This window comes from uncultured Boseongicola sp., assembly GCF_937988555.1.
Lineage (GTDB): Bacteria > Pseudomonadota > Alphaproteobacteria > Rhodobacterales > Rhodobacteraceae > Boseongicola.
In genome coordinates this window covers 1-16,019 of sequence record NZ_CALJXO010000235.1, presented here as the reverse complement: position 1 = coordinate 16,019, position 16,019 = coordinate 1, and the positions used below count along the sequence as shown (strand labels likewise).

The window sequence follows — 16,019 nt, the reverse complement described above, 5'->3', positions numbered from 1 at the left end:
GAAACGCGCGCGCGCTGGATATTGTCAGCGATCAAACGCCCTGCGACATGTCCTGAGTCCACAAAGACACAGTGGTCAGCTCCCCGACTTAAAGCCTCAAGCCCCAGCGCACCGGTTCCCGCAAACAGATCAAGCACGCGCGCGCCCTCCACAGGATCACCGTAGCCGCCGTTTTGCAAAAGATTGAAAATCGACTCGCGCACACGGTCCGACGTTGGCCTCAGGTGTGCAGCCGCATCGCCTTTACCAACTGACGCAAGGCCAAGCCCGCGCATGCGTCCGCCAATGATCCTCACGGCTTCAACAGGGCTTTCATGTCGGTTTCAGGATCAGCCAGCACCTCTGGCGCGGGACTTTTCCCCGCCTCGATCAACCGCTTGCCGACCATGTAATCACGCGGCGCATTGATCGCATCGACGGCCAACAACTGATCGCCCGCAAAATACCAGAAACTCCGCGCAGCGCCTACTTTGCGAGCAACCACGCGGTCATACCCCGTATTCAAACCGGCAATCTGCAATTTCAGATCATACTGATCCGACCAGAACCAGGGTTGCGGGACATAGGCTGTCTCGGCTCCAAGAATATTGCTCGCAATGGTCTCGGACTGATCAATGGCGTTCTGCACCGATTCCAATCGCAACCGACCGCCCTTGTACGGAAAGCTTGCGCAGTCCCCCGCAGCCCAAATGCCCTCGACCGACGTGCGCCCGAATTCATCCACTGCAATCCCGTTGTCACACTCAATACCGGCACGCTCCGCCAACCGCGTATCAGGACGAATACCCATGCCAAGGATCACGAAATCAATATGGAGCATCGTGCCATCCGACAACAGCGCGCCCGTCACATGCCCGCCGCCGCCAACAAGCCGCTCAAGTCCAACGCCCTCGTGGATATCGGCCCCATGGGCGCGATGAGCCTGGCGAATGACATCTGCCGTCTCTGGCGAGGCCACACGCCCAAGAATACGCGGAGACATTTCAATCAACGTCACATGCACGCCAAGTTTGGTCGCAACCGCCGCGGCCTCAAGTCCAATATAGCCACCACCAACAACCAGCGCCCGCGCGCCGCGCTGGAACCGAGGCTCCATCCGGTCCACGTCGGCCAGGCCCCGCACAGTGAAGACACCCTCCAAATCCCCCCCAATCGCGGCGGGCAAATGGTTCGGTATTGACCCGGTCGTCAGGACAAGCTGATCATATGTGATCCACTCCCCGCCAATATCGACAGCCTTGCGCTCCGTATCAATCTCGGTCACCGGACAGCCGAGGCGCAGCTGGATATTGTTGTCGGCGTACCAGGCCTCAGGCCGCAGATAGAGCCGCTCTTCTGCCATCTCCCCAAGCAAATATGCCTTCGACAAAGGCGGACGCTGATACGGCGGCACGCTTTCACCACAGACGACCGTGATCGGCATCTCCGCGCCAAGTGCTCGCAATTTGGCGACCAAAGACGCCCCCGCCTGTCCGCCACCAACGACAAAAATTCCGCTCATTCGCTTTGCCCTCTGGTCAAACCCATCCACCACGTTATGTCCCGTATCAACCTTAGTAGCCACCCGGAGTTCCCCTGCAATGCCTATCACCGTCGGCGACCGTATCCAGTCATCAACTGTTCTTCACATGGGCGAGAACGGACCCGAAGAAATCGACGTCGCCAAGCACATTTCCGGCAAGCGCGTCGTTATCTTCGGACTGCCTGGGGCCTTCACATCGACTTGTTCGATGGCGCATCTGCCAAGTTTCATCCGCACATACGAAGCGTTCAAGGAAAAAGGCATCGACGAAATCATCTGTGTTTCAGTCAACGATGTCTTCGTGATGGCCAAATGGGGCGAGACAACAGGCGCAACAGAAGCTGGAATTACCATGTTGGCGGACTGGTCCAGCGCCTTTGGTAAATCCATCGGCCTGACTTTTGATGCCCCCCCCGTTGGCTACATCCAGCGCATCCTGCGCTGCGCCATGGTCGTAAACGACGGCGTTGTCGAAGTGCTTCAGGTCGAAGAGGGGCGCGGTGTCTGTGAAATGACGGCCGGCGAAACTCTTCTTGAAATGGTCTAGCGCTTAGGCAGAGATGTTACGAACGGTGCGCGTCGGGAACGGAATATCGATCCCGCCGGCATCGAACGCCTCTTTCACAAGACGCTTCATATCGGCCTGATACTGAAAATATGCAGCCGCAGGCACCCAGACCCGTACAAGAAAGTCGACCGAGAAGTCGCCAAGGTTGTTCACTTGAATGAACGGCTCGGGGTCTGTCAATGAGCGCGGATCGCCAAGAATAGTATCTTTGATAATCTGCTCGGCCTTGGCAAGATCGGCCCCATAAGCAACACCGAAAATCCACTCTGCACGTCGTCTGTCATATACCGAGTAGTTCGTGATCGTACTCGACCAGACCGACGTGTTCGGCATAATGATCTGAACATTATCCAACGTCGCAAGTTCCGTCGTAAAGATTGAAATGTCCTTGACCGTCCCCATAACGCCGTTGACGGACACGAAATCGCCGACCTTGATCGGACGGAAAACCACCAGCATCACACCGGATGCGACGCCACTTAGAACACCTTGCAAAGCAAGGCCAATCGCAAGACCGGCGGCACCAAGAAGCGCAATAAGGGACGCCGTCTGGAAGCCGAAATTCTGCAGGACGAATATTATCGTCAGCGCCAGAAGACCGTAGCGCACGATATTGGCCAGGAAGCCACCCATCGTCTTGTCGAAGTGACGGGATCTCTCCGCCAGCCGAATAATCCGGCGGCGGAAGAAGCCTGCCAAAAAGAAACCTACGATCAGGATCACGCTGGCCAGCATCACCTGCCCCGCGATATCGATCAGAAAGCGAACCGTGAAAAGATCGCCCACCGTCGTGCCATCGACGACTTGGTAACCCATTAACTGGTCGAGGTATTCCATCAGACCGCCTTGTCCATCTTCTCCGCCAGCGCAGCGTCAAGGGCGGACAGACCACCGGCGTCATGCGTCGTCAAGGTCACCTCGACACGGTTGTAGACGTTAAACCACTCGGGGTGATGGTTCATCTTCTCAGCCACAAGCGCCATCCGGGTCATCCACCCAAAGGCCTCGATGAAACTGCCAAACTTGAACGTCTTGGTGATCGCATCACGATCTTCGCCCAACACCCATCCCGTCGCAGTCAGTGTCGACACCGCCGCCTCGCGCGCTTCACCTGTTAGTTTCTCGCTCATGTCGGCTCCTGTGTGATCTTCTTGAATGGTCCATATGTGGTCAGGATTTCGATATCGCCTGACACGGCGCGCTTCTCGGCCTCAAGGTAGTCAGAAACCGCTGTAGAAAATCCTTCGTCTGCCATCCAATGCAACGAATGACATTCAACTGGTAAATATCCACGCGCCAGTTTGTGCTCGCCCTGCGCTCCGGCTTCAACCGCGCGCAATCCGTGTTTAATCGCGTAATCGATGGCCTGATAATAGCACAGTTCGAAATGCAGGCAGGGAAACTGCTCGACTGCCCCCCAATAGCGTCCAAACAGCACATCGCGTCCGATGAAATTCAACGCACCCGCAACGGGCCGCCCGTCCTCAAGGGCCAGAACAAGCAACATGTCATCGCGAAGCGTTTGCTGAGCGTGATCGAAGAACGACCGCGTCAGATAGGGCGTTCCCCACTTGCGCGCGCCGGTGTCCTGATAAAATTGCCAAAATGCATCCCAATGCTCGGGTCCCAAATCATTGCCCGAATACTGGACGATCTCGCCGCCAAAATCATGCGCCGTGCGTCGTTCTTTTCGGATTGTCTTGCGCTTGCGCGATGACAATGCCGCGAGGAAATCATCAAACGTCCCGTAGCCGTCGTTCACCCAATGGTATTGCTGGGTCACCCGATGCAAAAGGCCCATTTCTGCGCCTCGTGTCGCTTCATCTTCCGTGCAAAACGTCGCGTGTGCCGAGCTAAGGCGGTTCTCCATCCCGACATGAAGCACCCCCTGCACCAAGGCTTGAAAGCCGCGATCCTCTTGGCCCGGCTTCGTCAAAAAACGCCGCCCCGTCGCAGGTGTAAACGGCACCGCAATCTGCAACTTCGGATAATACCGTCCGCCTGCCCGCTCCCAGGCATGCGCCCAGTTGTGGTCGAAGATATACTCGCCCTGGCTGTGACCCTTGGCATACATCGGCGCAACCGCGATGACCTCATCGCCCGCACGCGCCACCAGATGATGCGGCTGCCATCCCGTCCCGGGCCCCACCGATCCGCTATCTTCCAAAGCCCTCAAAAAACGATAGGTCGTGAAGGGATCAATAGCGCGCGCACCGTCGACCGCTTCCGGACATGCGCAAGCGTCCCAGACGTCCGGGTCGATCTCGGCCAGACCGCCAAGTACAGAAATTTCGATGTCAGATGCGCTCATGCGTCTCTTCTTGCGGGTTGTTTCACAACTGGCGCGTACGACGTGCGATTCAAGCCGTCAGACGCGGCAGATAGCCTTCAAAGGTGATATTTTCCGCAATCAACCGCGCTTTTGCCTCTTGTTCAGACGATCGAATGGTCCAGCAGAGGATCCCTGCGCCGCGCGCCTTCAAGGCGCCCACACGACCACGATCAAGATCGTTGCAATCATGGCTGATAAAACTTGCCCCTACCCGATCAAAATCGGCAATCGCGCGCAGTCCGACCAACACATCCAGCGACGCGGGGCCACACCCCGGCGCAAAAGCGTCCGTTGTTAGTCCGCGCGGGATATCTGGCAGCAGCCTTTGCATCTCTGCCACGCTGTGGGGATTGAACGACATGACGGCGCATTCGCCGCTGTAATCGCGAAGATCTCGCGCCACGGCTTGCTCCAAAGGCCCCACATCGGTGCCAAAAGCCCCATCCTGATCCTTAATCTCGACCAACAACGGCACCTTGCCATCCACGAGGGCCAGAACCTCACGCAACGTCGGAATAGTGCCATCGGAGCCGGTCAACCGGATCGAAGTCAGCGCGGCTGCGGTTTTTTCCCGCACAAGCCCAGTCTCACCCGTCACCCGATCCAGCTTATAGTCATGAAAGGCCATCGCCTGCCCGTCAGCCGACAATTGAATATCAAGTTCAATGCCATAGCCGGCCGAAACCGCCGCCTGAAAAGACGCCATCGCGTTTTCGATACGACCGGCCCGCGCATCGTGCAGTCCACGATGCGCCAGCGGCAACCGGATCAGGGATTGAGGAAGCATGCGGGTCATTCGATCTCAAAAATACCTTCGATTTCGACAGCAACATTAAACGGCAATGCGCCCGCGCTTACGGCCGAACGGGCATGACGCCCAGCATCCCCCAATAGCGCCACCAACAAATCCGAAGCCCCGTTCACCACCGTCGGCTGATCGCCGAATTCCGGTGTCGAGTTCACAAACCCCGTCAGTTTCACAACGCGCTTCAGCCGCGAAATATCGCCACCACAGGCCTTCTTGGCCTGTGCCAAAAGCGCCAGAGCACAGGTCTGAGCCGCCTTCGCTGCCTCTTCGGCCGTCAGGTCTGCCCCAACTTTACCTGTGATCAACCCGTCCGCATTCATCGACACCTGCCCCGAGACATAGACGGTGTTCCCAACCACCACAAAAGGCACATAATTGGCTTGCGGCGCTGGCGCATCAGGAAGCGAAAGGCCAAGGTCCGCCAGGCGTTGATCAAAGTTTGAGCTCATCTAGAATTTCCTTCTTTGGGCGTTTCGTACCGCAATTGCCGCAAAATCGCCCCTGTTTCCCTGCTATCAGCATGATTTCGCGCAGCCGCGCCTGTCTGGCAACACTTAACGCGCATTTGCGTGAATTTGTACTCCTACCACCTGTTCTTTAACTGAAAAACACATATGTATCCGCTTAATGTCTCTGCTGATTAAAACAAACGATTTGGTCTGATTTTGCTGCCCACACGTATTTCCCCAAAGCGCGCTTTGGCCATTGGCCTTGGTTTTGCGCTTCTTACCGCCTGTTCTGTACCGGAACCGGGCACTGATGTGCATGACCCATACGAATCCGTGAACCGGGCTACGCATTGGGTAAATGGCGAACTTGACCGCTCGGCGTTACGGCCGGCCAGCCAAGTCTATGGCACCTTGGTTCCAGGCCCTGTTCGCCGCTCGGTCGATAACGTTGCAGACAATCTCGGGATGCCCAGCGCTGTGATGAACAAAATCATGCAAGGGGACATTGGCGACGCCATCCACAACACAGCGCGTTTCGCGGTGAACACAACGCTTGGCCTTCTTGGCCTGTTCGACCCGGCCTCGGACATGGGTCTTGAGGCCCGCGACAGCGGTTTCGCCGACACGCTTGCCGTCTGGGGCGCCAGCGAAGGCGCCTATCTCGTGCTGCCGGTCTTTGGCCCGTCAACAGAACGCGACACGGCGGGTCTTGTCGTCGATATTCTGACCAACCCGATCGGCACGGTCCTTGGCCCAAAACTTGGCAGCCAAGCCGAAGACGCCAACCTCGACTTCACAATTGCCTCAACGCTGAATAGCCGCTTCGAGTTGACGGAAGCCATCGACACCATTCTCTACGACAGCGCCGACAGCTACACACAATTGCGCTTGTTTTATCTCGATTCGCGCCGTTTCTCGCTGGCAAGCACCTCAGACGACGCAACCGTCGATCTATACGGCGACCTGTATGAAGGATTGTATGATGAGTAACCTGACACGCCGCACAACGCTTGCAGGCCTTCTGGCGACGATGGGCTTTGCATCAAGCCCCGCCTTCGCTCTGGCCACAGCCGAAGCTCGTTCGTTGATTGACGATGTCGTCGCGCGGATCACTTCGGTGATCAATTCCGGCAAATCAGAATCCGCGATGTATCGCGATTTCGAGGTGATCTTTAACCGTTATGCGGACGTCCCGACAATCTCACGCTCGGCGCTCGGGCCCCCGGCCCGAAGTGCCAGCAGCCAACAGCTCAACCAGTTCTCTGATGCCTTCGCCGGATATCTTGCCCGCAAATACGGCAAACAGTTCCGTGACTTTATCGGTGGCGAGATCATCGTGCAAAGCGCGCGCCAGGTGAAAAGCTTTCAGGAAGTGCAGTGCGTCGCCAAGCTTCGCGGCCAGTCACCGTTCAGTGTCACTTTCATGGTGTCGGACAGGTCTGGTTCGGACAGGTTCTTTGATCTTTTGATCGAAGGCATCAGCCTTTTGAAATCAGAGCGCGCCGAAATCGGTGCAATGCTCGACAAGCGCGGTGGCAATATCGACGCTTTGATCAGCGATTTGAAAAGCGCGGGCTAAGACCGGGGGCAAGCCATACGCGCAACCGTCATATGCCGTTTGCGCCCAAACCCTGGTCGCCGTTCAACTTCAAACCCTGCTTCAGCCAACCCGCGGCGGATCGCGCCCGCTGCCGAATACGTCGCGGCGGTGCCACCGGGCGCCGTATGCCGGGCAACGGCATGCAACAACTCCGGCTCCCAAAGCTCTGGATTGCGCGCCGGTGCAAAGCCATCCAGATACCACGCATCCGCGAGCCCATCCCACGCAGGCACCGACTGGCGTGCATCGCCTTCGATAATCTCCAAGACGACGCCCGGGGTTCTGACGGAAAGCCGCCCCTCCCCGCGCGCCGCTAACAAAGGTGCTGCAAACTCCGCCAAAGTCGGAAACACGGACAGCGCGCGCGCCATATCATCCGCCGCCATCGGAAATAGCTCAAACGACGTGAACCGCAGCGTGCCAGGCTTCCCGGATGCCGCCCAAGCCGCCCATGTCGCAAGAAAATTCAGACCTGTGCCGAACCCCAGTTCGGCAACCTGAAACTCATCCTCAAAACGCGCGGGCAGCCCGTTACCTGCAAGAAAAACATGACCCGTCTCGGCCAAACCGTCCTCAAGCGAGAAGTAAGGGTCCTCGAAACGGGTGGCGATCGGCACATTTCCGCGCCAACTGAGCTCTGGATGCTGGTGTGAAGCCACGTTTCGCCTTAAATCGCTTGGAAATACCGTCAGACAGTCGCAACAGGAGCCCAAATTGGCAACGGTCGATCTTACAGTGCGCGGCGCGGGCATATTTGGTCTCGCGACCGCATGGACTGCTCTGAAGCGCGGGGCAAACGTGCGCGTGATTGACCCGAATGGCGCAGGTTCAGGTGCCTCCGGAGGCATCGTCGGTGCGCTCCAGCCGCATACGCCAGACGTCTGGAACGAAAAGAAGCAATTCCAACTCGACGCTCTGCTCATGGCCCCCGACTTCTGGCACGAGATTGAAGCGACCTCAGGCATCTCAACCGGGTTCGCAAAGGCCGGACGGCTGCAACCGCTCGCAGGGGAACGCGAAGTTGTCATGGCCCGCGCCCGCTCAAAAGGCGCTGCCGAATTCTGGGGTAACGCCGCGATCTGGGAGGTTATAGAAGCTGACGCCGCGGGCGACTGGCGACCCCCAAGCGATACAGGCCTTTATATCCACGACACGTTGTCTGCCCTTATCCACCCAAGACGTGCCTGCGCAAGCCTCACGGCCGCCATTAAAGCCCGCGGAGGCGACGTCACGACGCAAGCCAACGACGACGGCGGCGCAATCCTTTGGGCCACCGGATGGAAAGGTCTCGACGACCTGAATACCGCCTTTGGCAAGCTGATGGGCACTGGGGTCAAAGGTCAGGCCGCGCTCTTGCACCACGAGGCAGCTGGAAGGTCCCAGATTTTCGCAGGCGGCATCCATTTTGTGCCACATCAGGACGGCACCGTGGCCATAGGCTCCACCTCTGAACGAGACTTCAGCGATCCACACAGCACCGACCAAATGCTCGACGACGTCATCCGGCGCGCCATGGAACTGATGCCTGTCCTGAAAGGGGCGCGCATCGTAGAACGCTGGGCCGGCGTACGCCCCCGCGCCAAAAGCCGCGCGCCCCTTCTTGGAGCATGGCCAGACCGCACCGATCACTTTGTCGCAAACGGGGGCTTCAAAATCGGCTTCGGCGTGGCACCGATGGTGGCCCAAACAATGTGTGACCTCATTCTGGACGGCAAAGACACAATCCCCGACGGCTTTCGTCTGACCGCCTGACCCCGTTCACCCTTTCAAAAATATCTCGAGGGCGCGTGGGGCAGCGCCGCACAAAACCCCTCAAGGTTCACCGCGCCTCAGCCGTCATCGAAACCCGCCGACGTGATCCTTCGATCCAATACCGATCCCCCGCCCGGCAAAGCCAGGCAACATCCCCCAAAACCAGGGGGGCAGTCGCGCGGAAAGAAAACGCGGTCACCGCCCCAAGATGCTCGGCGGCAAACAATGCCAGCAAGGTCGCCAAAAGCGGACCATGCACAACAATACCGCCATACCCTGCATCCCTCGCATACTCCGCATCATAGTGGATGCGATGCGCATTGAACGTCAGTGCCGAGAACCGGAACAGCGTTGCGGCATCCAGTTTCAAAGCGCGCCGCTCATCCGCCTCGCCTGTTTCAACCAGGCCTTGCGGGGTTGCGCTTCCCGCTTCGCGGTACACAAGGTCCTGATCCTCGGTCAGAACCAAGGCGCCGCGCTGAAAGACTTCATGACGCATGGTGACGAAATCAAGCTTGCCGCTGCGCCCTGATTTCCGGGTCATCCCAACGGGGCGGGAGAGTTTCTTGGCCGCCACGCCAGCGCGAAAGGGCGCATGCCATTGCACGCGGCCACCCGCCCACATCCGCATCGGCAATTCCGACAATGGCTTGCCGATGCCCGCATCTTGATGCCCGTCAACGCCCAAGGCCTCACGCCCGGCAGGATTCCAAAAATACGCCAAATGTGCGAACGGCGGCAGTATCGCGCCAACATCAACCGGGCACGCCTGCCCCAAGGTGGCGAACCATGCCTCGGCGCGCGCCGGGTCGATACGGTCGTTCAGTGTTAATGTTTCAGCGAGGCTCATAGCCGCGAAACTAAATCCGCGCGCGCCAAGCTACAAGCGGTCACACACCGCGCGCGATCTCGGCCTTCAACGCCACGATAATATCTGCCACTTGCGCATCAACGCGCTCTGAAACCAGGCGTCCCTCAGCATCGAACGCCGTGCCAGAGCCCGCCAACAAAACTTCCATCGCCAAAACCCGCGCGCGAAACGGCGTCATCGCAAGACGCAACGCATAATTTGCCCGCGCGCCACCTGCACGACCCGCGGCCGCGGCCATGAGCACAACGGGTTTATGGGCCCAGGGACGCCCTTCAACCCGGCTGATCCAATCCAGTGCATTCTTAAGAACCCCTGAAAACGACTGATTGTATTCGGGCGTCGAAATCACAACCGCCTCAGCCAAAGCGATCTGATCTGCTAAAATCTGCACCGACGCAGGCACCCCGGACGCGGCCTCTTCGTCGCCGTCATAAAGCGGCAATCGAATATCCGCCTCGACGTAGTCACCGCCAAAATGGCGACCCGCCTCGCGGATTAGCTTCCGGTTCGTGGCTTGCGCCCGAAGGGACCCTGAAATTCCAAGCAGCACTGACACGCCTCATTGCAAACATTCCTCTTGCCGGACCTAATCCAGAACGTGCCTTTCGCAAGGGAATTCGCGAAAAAGCCCAACATCTTGTGGATAATTGCCGATATACCCACCTTCGCTTGCGTCTGACATTGACTCCCCTTCGCGCAGACCGGACACTTGGGGACCGGAATCACCCAAGTCCAAAGGCCAAACTCCCTTGCGCTTCTCCCGACTGCGTCTCAACGGCTTCAAAAGCTTCGTCGACCCGACCGATCTTGTCATCGCGGACGGGCTGACTGGTGTTGTCGGCCCGAACGGTTGCGGCAAGTCGAACCTGTTGGAGGCGCTCCGCTGGGTCATGGGCGAAAACCGCCCCTCGGCAATGCGCGGCGGCGGCATGGAAGATGTGATCTTCGCCGGGGCCTCAACCCGCCCGGCCCGCAATTTCGCCGAAGTCGGGCTGATCATCGACAATTCCGAGCGCCTTGCGCCAGCTGGCTTCAACGAAAACGACGGGCTTGAGATTATCCGCCGTATCACGCGGGATGCAGGCTCTGCCTACAAAGTGAACACCAAAGACGTCCGTGCCCGTGACGTGCAGATGTTGTTTGCCGACGCGTCCACCGGCGCGCATTCGCCGGCCCTTGTCCGCCAGGGACAGATTTCCGAGCTGATCAACGCCCAACCCAAAGCACGCCGCCGTATTCTTGAGGAAGCCGCTGGTATTTCGGGCCTTTACCAGCGCCGCCATGAAGCTGAATTAAAGCTTAAAGGCGCCGAAACAAACCTTACCCGCGTTGACGACGTCATCGAACAGCTCGCCAACCAACTGGCATCGCTCGCGCGCCAGGCCCGTCAAGCCAAGCGTTACCGTGAGATCGGCGGGCAATTGCGCCATGCCGAAGGCTTGTTGCTTTATCTCAAATGGCGCGAAGCCGAAGACGCGCGCATAGCCACCGAAACCGACCTTGCCGAGCGCACCCGCGCAACGGCCGAGGCCGAACGGACGGCGCGAACGGCCACCGACAATCGCGCCAAGGCCGAAGAGGCTCTGCCGCAGTTGCGCGAAGAAGAAGCTATCGCCGCTGCACTTCTTCAACGCGTTCAGGTCCAGATTGCTCAGCTTGACGAAGACGAGGCCCGCGCCAAGCGTGCCATCGAAATGCTTCAGGCGCGGATTGCGCAACTCACTGCCGACGCCGACCGCGAAACGGCCCTCAACTCCGATGCAGGAGAAACTCTCGCGCGGCTTACTGCAGAAACAGCCGCGCTTGACCGCGAAAGCGAAGGCTTCGACGACGCCGTGGACGCAGCCTCCAAGGAAGCCCACGAAGCCGCCCGCATCCTTCATAACCGCGAAAACGATCTATCCACTTTGACCGAAGACGTTGCCCGTCTTGCTGCACGCCACCAGTCAGCGCAACGGCTGCGCGACGACGCCAAAACGACCCTTTCCCGCAGTGAAGCCGCCGAAGAAAAGGCCCGTGACGAAGCAAAGTCTTCAGAACAAGACCTCGCAACTGCCGCCACTGCTTTCGCCGCCGCAGAAGTTGCGCTTGCAGCCGCCAGCGAAGCCGCCAATTCCGCGGAAGCCGCACTCGTGGCCTTTGATGACGCCCGAGAAGGGGCGCAATCGCGCGAGTCCAATGCGCGCGCGGAACGTGCCTCGGCAGAAGGCGAAGCAAAGGCCCTGCAGGCCGAAGTTTCAGCATTGGCCAACCTGGTAAACCGCGACACGGCCGAGGGCGGTCAGGTCATGGACCTTCTTTCGGTCAAATCCGGCTACGAAAAGGCTCTCGGCGCGGCTCTTGCCGATGACTTGCGCGCGCCCGCGATTGAAGACGACGACCCGTCTGGCTGGGCCTCGCTTCCGGGCTACGCCAAACCGCAATCGCTCCCTCTTGGGGTCGCGGCATTAACCAATTACGTCAGCGTCCCGCAGGTCCTCGCCCGTCGCCTTGCGCAGGTTGGTCTCATCAACCGCAATGACGGCCCGGGCCTTCAGGCCGATCTGCTTCCTGGACAGCGCCTTGTATCCATCGAAGGTGATCTTTGGCGCTGGGACGGGTTCCGCGCCGGATCGGGCGATGCCCCGTCCGCTGCTGCACTACGACTTGAGCAACTGAACCGCCTTGAAGAACTGAAGCAGGGTTTGGAATCCGCCACCGCCCGCGCCGACGGAGCCGCCCGCGCGCACGAGCATCTGAAGGGCGAACTCGAAGCACTGGCGAGCAAACTGTCCGAAGCCCGCGATGCCCGTCGCGCCGCAGATCATGCCCTTGCCGAAGCCAACCGAAGCCTCTCGCGCGCCGAAGCCGACCGCAACATCTCTGCTGGAAAACGCGATGCCGCAGACCTTGCGACGGCGCGCCACGGAGACGAAGCCACGGCCGCCCGTCAGCGACTGCAAGACGCCGAGCGTTCGCTGGAAAGTCTCGACGATCTTGATGCCCTGCGCGCCACGTCCGAAGACCTGAAGGTTACGGTGGAAGCCGCGCGGATGACGATGATGGCCAGGCGCTCATCGCATGACGAGCTGAAGCGGGACGGCGAAGCCCGCAAGAGCCGCCTCGCCGCCATCGTGCGCGAACGCGAAACCTGGCAAAAGCGCCTCGAAAGCGCAGAAACCCGGATCGCGGAACTTGCCAGCCGCCGCGAAACCGCTGGGGTCGAGCTTGCCGAAGCAGAAGGCACGCCCGGGCGCATCGCCGCAGATCGCGACCGCCTTGCGGACACGCTTGCAGGCGCGGAGACGCGTCGTCGTAGCGCCGCCGATGCACTGGCCTTGGGCGAAACCGCCGAGCGCGACGCAAAAAACACCGAACGCCAATCCGAACGTGACGCCTCTGCTGCGCGTGAAGCGCGCGCCGCGGCCGAAGCCCACGCACAAGCCGCCCGCGAAACCGTCACCCACGCCGCCGAGCGTATTGTCGAAGAACAGGAAACCACGCCTGAAAAGCTTCTTGAAACGCTTGAGGCCGACCCCGAACAACTGCCTTCGGCTGAGAAAATTGAAGCCGACGTCTTGCGTCTGCGCCGCAACCGGGACGCCCTTGGCGCGGTGAATTTGCGCGCCGAAGAAGACGCCCGCGAGGTCGATGAAGAACACACCAACCTTGTTGCCGAAAAAACCGACTTGGAAGACGCGATCCGCGCCCTCAGAAACGGTATTGCCAGCCTCAACAAAGAAGGTCGCGAACGTCTGCTGACCGCCTTCGAGCAGGTCAACTCCAATTTCTCACTGTTGTTCAAACACCTCTTCGGCGGCGGAGAAGCGAAACTTGTGTTGATCGAATCTGATGACCCGCTTGACGCTGGTCTTGAGATCATGTGCCAACCGCCCGGCAAAAAGCTATCCACGCTCTCGCTTCTTTCCGGCGGCGAACAAACCCTTACGGCCCTTGCCCTGATCTTCGCCGTGTTCCTTGCAAACCCAGCCCCGATCTGCGTCCTCGACGAGGTCGATGCCCCGCTGGACGACGCAAACGTAACGCGCTTTTGCGATCTTCTCGACGAGATGTGCCGCCGCACCAACACGCGCTTTTTGATCATCACTCACCACGCGGTGACAATGGCCCGCATGGATCGCCTTTTCGGCGTGACAATGGCCGAACAGGGCGTCAGCCAACTTGTCTCGGTTGATCTTAGAAATGCGGAAGCAATGGTCGCTTAAATGCGGCCGTGCGAAATCAAATATTCCCGCCTAAGCGTATAGAGCCCGGTGGAAATAATCACCGCGGCCCCGATCACCGTCCACATATCGGGAAGCTGACCAAAGACGACAAACCCGTAGAACGTCCCCCAGATCATCATGCTGTAATGGATCGGGGCGATCACCACGGCCATCGCCACTTCAAAAGCCTTGATGACACAGACTTCCGCCACACCGGCCAAAGCGGCAATACCCACAAGGATCATAACTTGTTGGCTGTCCGGCGTGATCCAGACAAAAGGCAAGGGCAGCGTTAATAAGGCACTGCCCACAATGGCTGTATAGACAATCGTTGTGGCGGTCTTATCGGTATCGCTCAGGGCGCGGGATATGATTTGTCGCACAGCGAAAAATGCCGCCGCAATCACAATAAGAAACGCCGCCGGGTGGATCACACTCATGCCTGGCCGGATTACGATCAATGTCCCGACAAACCCCAGGAACACCGCAATCCATCGCCGCATGCCCACAGGCTCGCGCAGGATGAATGCCGCCAACAGCGTCACAATGAACGGGGCCACGAAAGTCACTGCAACCGCGTCAGCCAACGGAACATAGCTAACCCCAACGATGAACAACGTCGCAGACCCGACCGCAACACAGCCCCTCAAAACCTGCAACTTCGGGTGCGACGTCCGCAGGATCGTCCGCCCATGGTAGGCAATCAAGAAAAACGCGCCGGCCAAAAGTCCCAACTGCCGGGCCCAGGTGATCTGGATTGGATGAAGCTCAGCCGTGAGGAACTTCGCCCCTGTATCCACTGCCGCAAACAGGAACATGCCGAGAAGCATCAACAAGACACCTTTACCGCTTTCCGAGCGGCGAGTCGGCACGCCCGAGGGCGTTTCCGGCGGATTGGCCGAGGTTGCGATTTTGGATGCTCCTTTGGATCTGCCTCCCATCAAGCACATGAAGCCAATCCGTGGCAAGGCGAACAAAAGCGCAGCCTTTGATGAATGCCCTGAGGCTCCTAAGATCACCCCATGAAAATCATCCGCGACACCCCCGACCAACTGATCCTTGCCTCTGTGCCATGGCTCCTGTCGATCCTTCTGACCGCAATCATCCTTATTTTTGTCGCGGTCGGCTTGTCGCTCGTGTTTGACGGGGACCTCATGGGCCTGTTTTTCGCAATTTTCGGCGGCGGCATCGGAACGGCATGCTTTGTCGCCTTCGTCCGCCGCGTTCAGGTGATCTTCGACCGGCGGCAACAGACCTTCACAATTCGGCGCAGGACAGTCTTCGGATACAAGGAAAACACGCGCGCCCTTGGTGATGTCGATCACGCACTTATTGAGCACACCACCAACTCGGACGGGCAACGCCTAGATCGTCCAACGCTTGTCATGCGCCGCGGGGGCGGTGATCTGCGCGTGCCGATCGTGACGACCTATTCCAACTCAAATCGTTCGGGCGACATTGTCGAAACCATCAACCGCTGGATGGGCGACGGCGACCTTGACTCCGCGCCGCACGCGCCGTAATCCCGCATCAACCTCCGGGAGCATTGAATCTCCCGGTCCCTGTTTACAGGGATCGCCCCCCATCAGCGCGTCGCGCCCATGGGGGCGTTTGGCGTTTAGTCGGGTCGCGCCACTGGCGCGTTTGGCGTTTAGTCGGTCGGTGCATAAGTGCCGATCAGGGATCAACGGGCAAAAGGGCCAGTGCGTATGTTTGAAAATCTCTCAGATCGCCTCTCTGGCGTCTTTGATCGTCTGACGAAGCAGGGCGCGCTGTCCGAAGACGACGTGAAAACCGCCCTACGCGAAGTCCGCGTCGCCCTTCTTGAAGCCGACGTTTCGCTGCCCGTCGCCCGCGATTTCGTCAAAGCCATTCAGGAAAAAGCCACGGGGCAATCCGTGACCAAATCGGT

The 16,019-nt window shown here is 59.1% G+C and carries 18 protein-coding genes; 7 read left to right on the top strand and 11 right to left on the bottom strand.

The window, feature by feature from the left end; all coding sequences use genetic code 11:
• Positions 1–296, bottom strand: a 296-nt coding sequence (locus Q1B15_RS14505; protein ID WP_299754786.1) for an RsmD family RNA methyltransferase, incomplete at its 3' end; no start/stop codon positions are given.
• Entirely contained in the window at positions 293–1,501 is a 1,209-nt protein-coding gene (locus tag Q1B15_RS14500) for an FAD-dependent oxidoreductase (protein ID WP_299754784.1), read from the bottom strand. The genes Q1B15_RS14500 and Q1B15_RS14505, both read right to left, overlap by 4 nt.
• A gap of 79 nt (positions 1,502–1,580) precedes the next feature.
• Between Q1B15_RS14500 and Q1B15_RS14495 the strand changes: the two genes are divergently transcribed.
• The gene (locus Q1B15_RS14495; protein ID WP_299754782.1) at positions 1,581–2,069 is read left to right on the top strand and encodes a peroxiredoxin; all 489 of its coding nucleotides are present in this window, start codon (positions 1,581–1,583) and stop codon (positions 2,067–2,069) included.
• 3 nt (positions 2,070–2,072) lie between these two features.
• On the opposite strand, the gene Q1B15_RS14490 is transcribed toward Q1B15_RS14495, so the two are convergent.
• From Q1B15_RS14490 to Q1B15_RS14470, 5 genes are read right to left on the bottom strand one after another with little or no spacing between them, the layout of a single operon-like run.
• On the bottom strand, positions 2,073–2,927 hold the full coding sequence (locus Q1B15_RS14490) for a mechanosensitive ion channel domain-containing protein (protein WP_299754780.1): 855 nt from the start codon (positions 2,925–2,927) through the stop codon (positions 2,073–2,075).
• Positions 2,927–3,220, bottom strand: a complete 294-nt coding sequence (locus Q1B15_RS14485) for a 4a-hydroxytetrahydrobiopterin dehydratase (RefSeq protein ID WP_299754778.1) — start codon at positions 3,218–3,220, stop codon at positions 2,927–2,929. Before Q1B15_RS14485 ends, Q1B15_RS14490 begins: the two co-directional genes overlap by 1 nt.
• Positions 3,217–4,401, bottom strand: a complete 1,185-nt coding sequence (locus tag Q1B15_RS14480; RefSeq protein WP_299754776.1) for a GNAT family N-acetyltransferase — start codon at positions 4,399–4,401, stop codon at positions 3,217–3,219. The genes Q1B15_RS14485 and Q1B15_RS14480 overlap by 4 nt, the downstream gene beginning before the upstream one ends.
• Positions 4,402–4,450: 49 nt before the next feature.
• Positions 4,451–5,218 carry a glycerophosphodiester phosphodiesterase family protein gene (locus Q1B15_RS14475; RefSeq protein ID WP_299754773.1) on the bottom strand — a complete coding sequence of 256 codons (768 nt, stop codon included), beginning with the start codon at positions 5,216–5,218 and terminating at the stop codon, positions 4,451–4,453.
• Complete coding sequence (locus Q1B15_RS14470; RefSeq protein ID WP_299754770.1) at positions 5,215–5,679, bottom strand: RidA family protein; 465 nt, start codon at positions 5,677–5,679, stop codon at positions 5,215–5,217. Before Q1B15_RS14470 ends, Q1B15_RS14475 begins: the two co-directional genes overlap by 4 nt.
• A 216-nt stretch (positions 5,680–5,895) precedes the next feature.
• Between Q1B15_RS14470 and Q1B15_RS14465 the strand changes: the two genes are divergently transcribed.
• The gene (locus Q1B15_RS14465) at positions 5,896–6,669 is read left to right on the top strand and encodes a VacJ family lipoprotein (protein WP_299754767.1); all 774 of its coding nucleotides are present in this window, start codon (positions 5,896–5,898) and stop codon (positions 6,667–6,669) included.
• Complete coding sequence (locus tag Q1B15_RS14460) at positions 6,662–7,258, top strand: ABC transporter substrate-binding protein (RefSeq protein ID WP_366141730.1); 597 nt, start codon at positions 6,662–6,664, stop codon at positions 7,256–7,258. Before Q1B15_RS14465 ends, Q1B15_RS14460 begins: the two co-directional genes overlap by 8 nt.
• Here Q1B15_RS14460 and mnmD read toward each other — a convergent pair.
• Positions 7,255–7,938 (bottom strand): tRNA (5-methylaminomethyl-2-thiouridine)(34)-methyltransferase MnmD, encoded by a 684-nt coding sequence (gene mnmD / locus Q1B15_RS14455; protein ID WP_299754763.1) that lies wholly within the window; start codon positions 7,936–7,938, stop codon positions 7,255–7,257. The genes Q1B15_RS14460 and mnmD overlap by 4 nt on opposite strands.
• A 55-nt stretch (positions 7,939–7,993) precedes the next feature.
• On the opposite strand from mnmD, the gene Q1B15_RS14450 reads away from it, so the two are divergent.
• Entirely contained in the window at positions 7,994–9,031 is a 1,038-nt protein-coding gene (locus Q1B15_RS14450) for an FAD-binding oxidoreductase (RefSeq protein ID WP_299754760.1), read from the top strand.
• A gap of 67 nt (positions 9,032–9,098) precedes the next feature.
• Here Q1B15_RS14450 and Q1B15_RS14445 read toward each other — a convergent pair whose 3' ends face one another.
• Positions 9,099–9,881 carry a MaoC/PaaZ C-terminal domain-containing protein gene (locus tag Q1B15_RS14445; protein WP_299754758.1) on the bottom strand — a complete coding sequence of 261 codons (783 nt, stop codon included), beginning with the start codon at positions 9,879–9,881 and terminating at the stop codon, positions 9,099–9,101.
• A 40-nt stretch (positions 9,882–9,921) separates the two neighbouring features.
• On the bottom strand, positions 9,922–10,458 hold the full coding sequence (locus tag Q1B15_RS14440; RefSeq protein WP_299754756.1) for an NADPH-dependent FMN reductase: 537 nt from the start codon (positions 10,456–10,458) through the stop codon (positions 9,922–9,924).
• A 193-nt stretch (positions 10,459–10,651) separates the two neighbouring features.
• Here Q1B15_RS14440 and smc point away from each other — a divergent pair, with 193 nt between their 5' ends.
• On the top strand, positions 10,652–14,107 hold the full coding sequence (gene smc, locus Q1B15_RS14435; RefSeq protein ID WP_299754754.1) for a chromosome segregation protein SMC: 3,456 nt from the start codon (positions 10,652–10,654) through the stop codon (positions 14,105–14,107).
• Here smc and Q1B15_RS14430 read toward each other — a convergent pair.
• On the bottom strand, positions 14,104–15,057 hold the full coding sequence (locus tag Q1B15_RS14430; protein ID WP_299754753.1) for a DMT family transporter: 954 nt from the start codon (positions 15,055–15,057) through the stop codon (positions 14,104–14,106). The two genes, smc and Q1B15_RS14430, sit on opposite strands and share 4 nt — an antisense overlap.
• A 72-nt stretch (positions 15,058–15,129) precedes the next feature.
• Between Q1B15_RS14430 and Q1B15_RS14425 the strand changes: the two genes are divergently transcribed.
• On the top strand, positions 15,130–15,630 hold the full coding sequence (locus Q1B15_RS14425; protein ID WP_299754750.1) for a hypothetical protein: 501 nt from the start codon (positions 15,130–15,132) through the stop codon (positions 15,628–15,630).
• A gap of 186 nt (positions 15,631–15,816) precedes the next feature.
• On the top strand, positions 15,817–16,019 hold a 203-nt coding region (locus tag Q1B15_RS14420; RefSeq protein ID WP_299754748.1), incomplete at its 3' end, for a signal recognition particle receptor subunit alpha.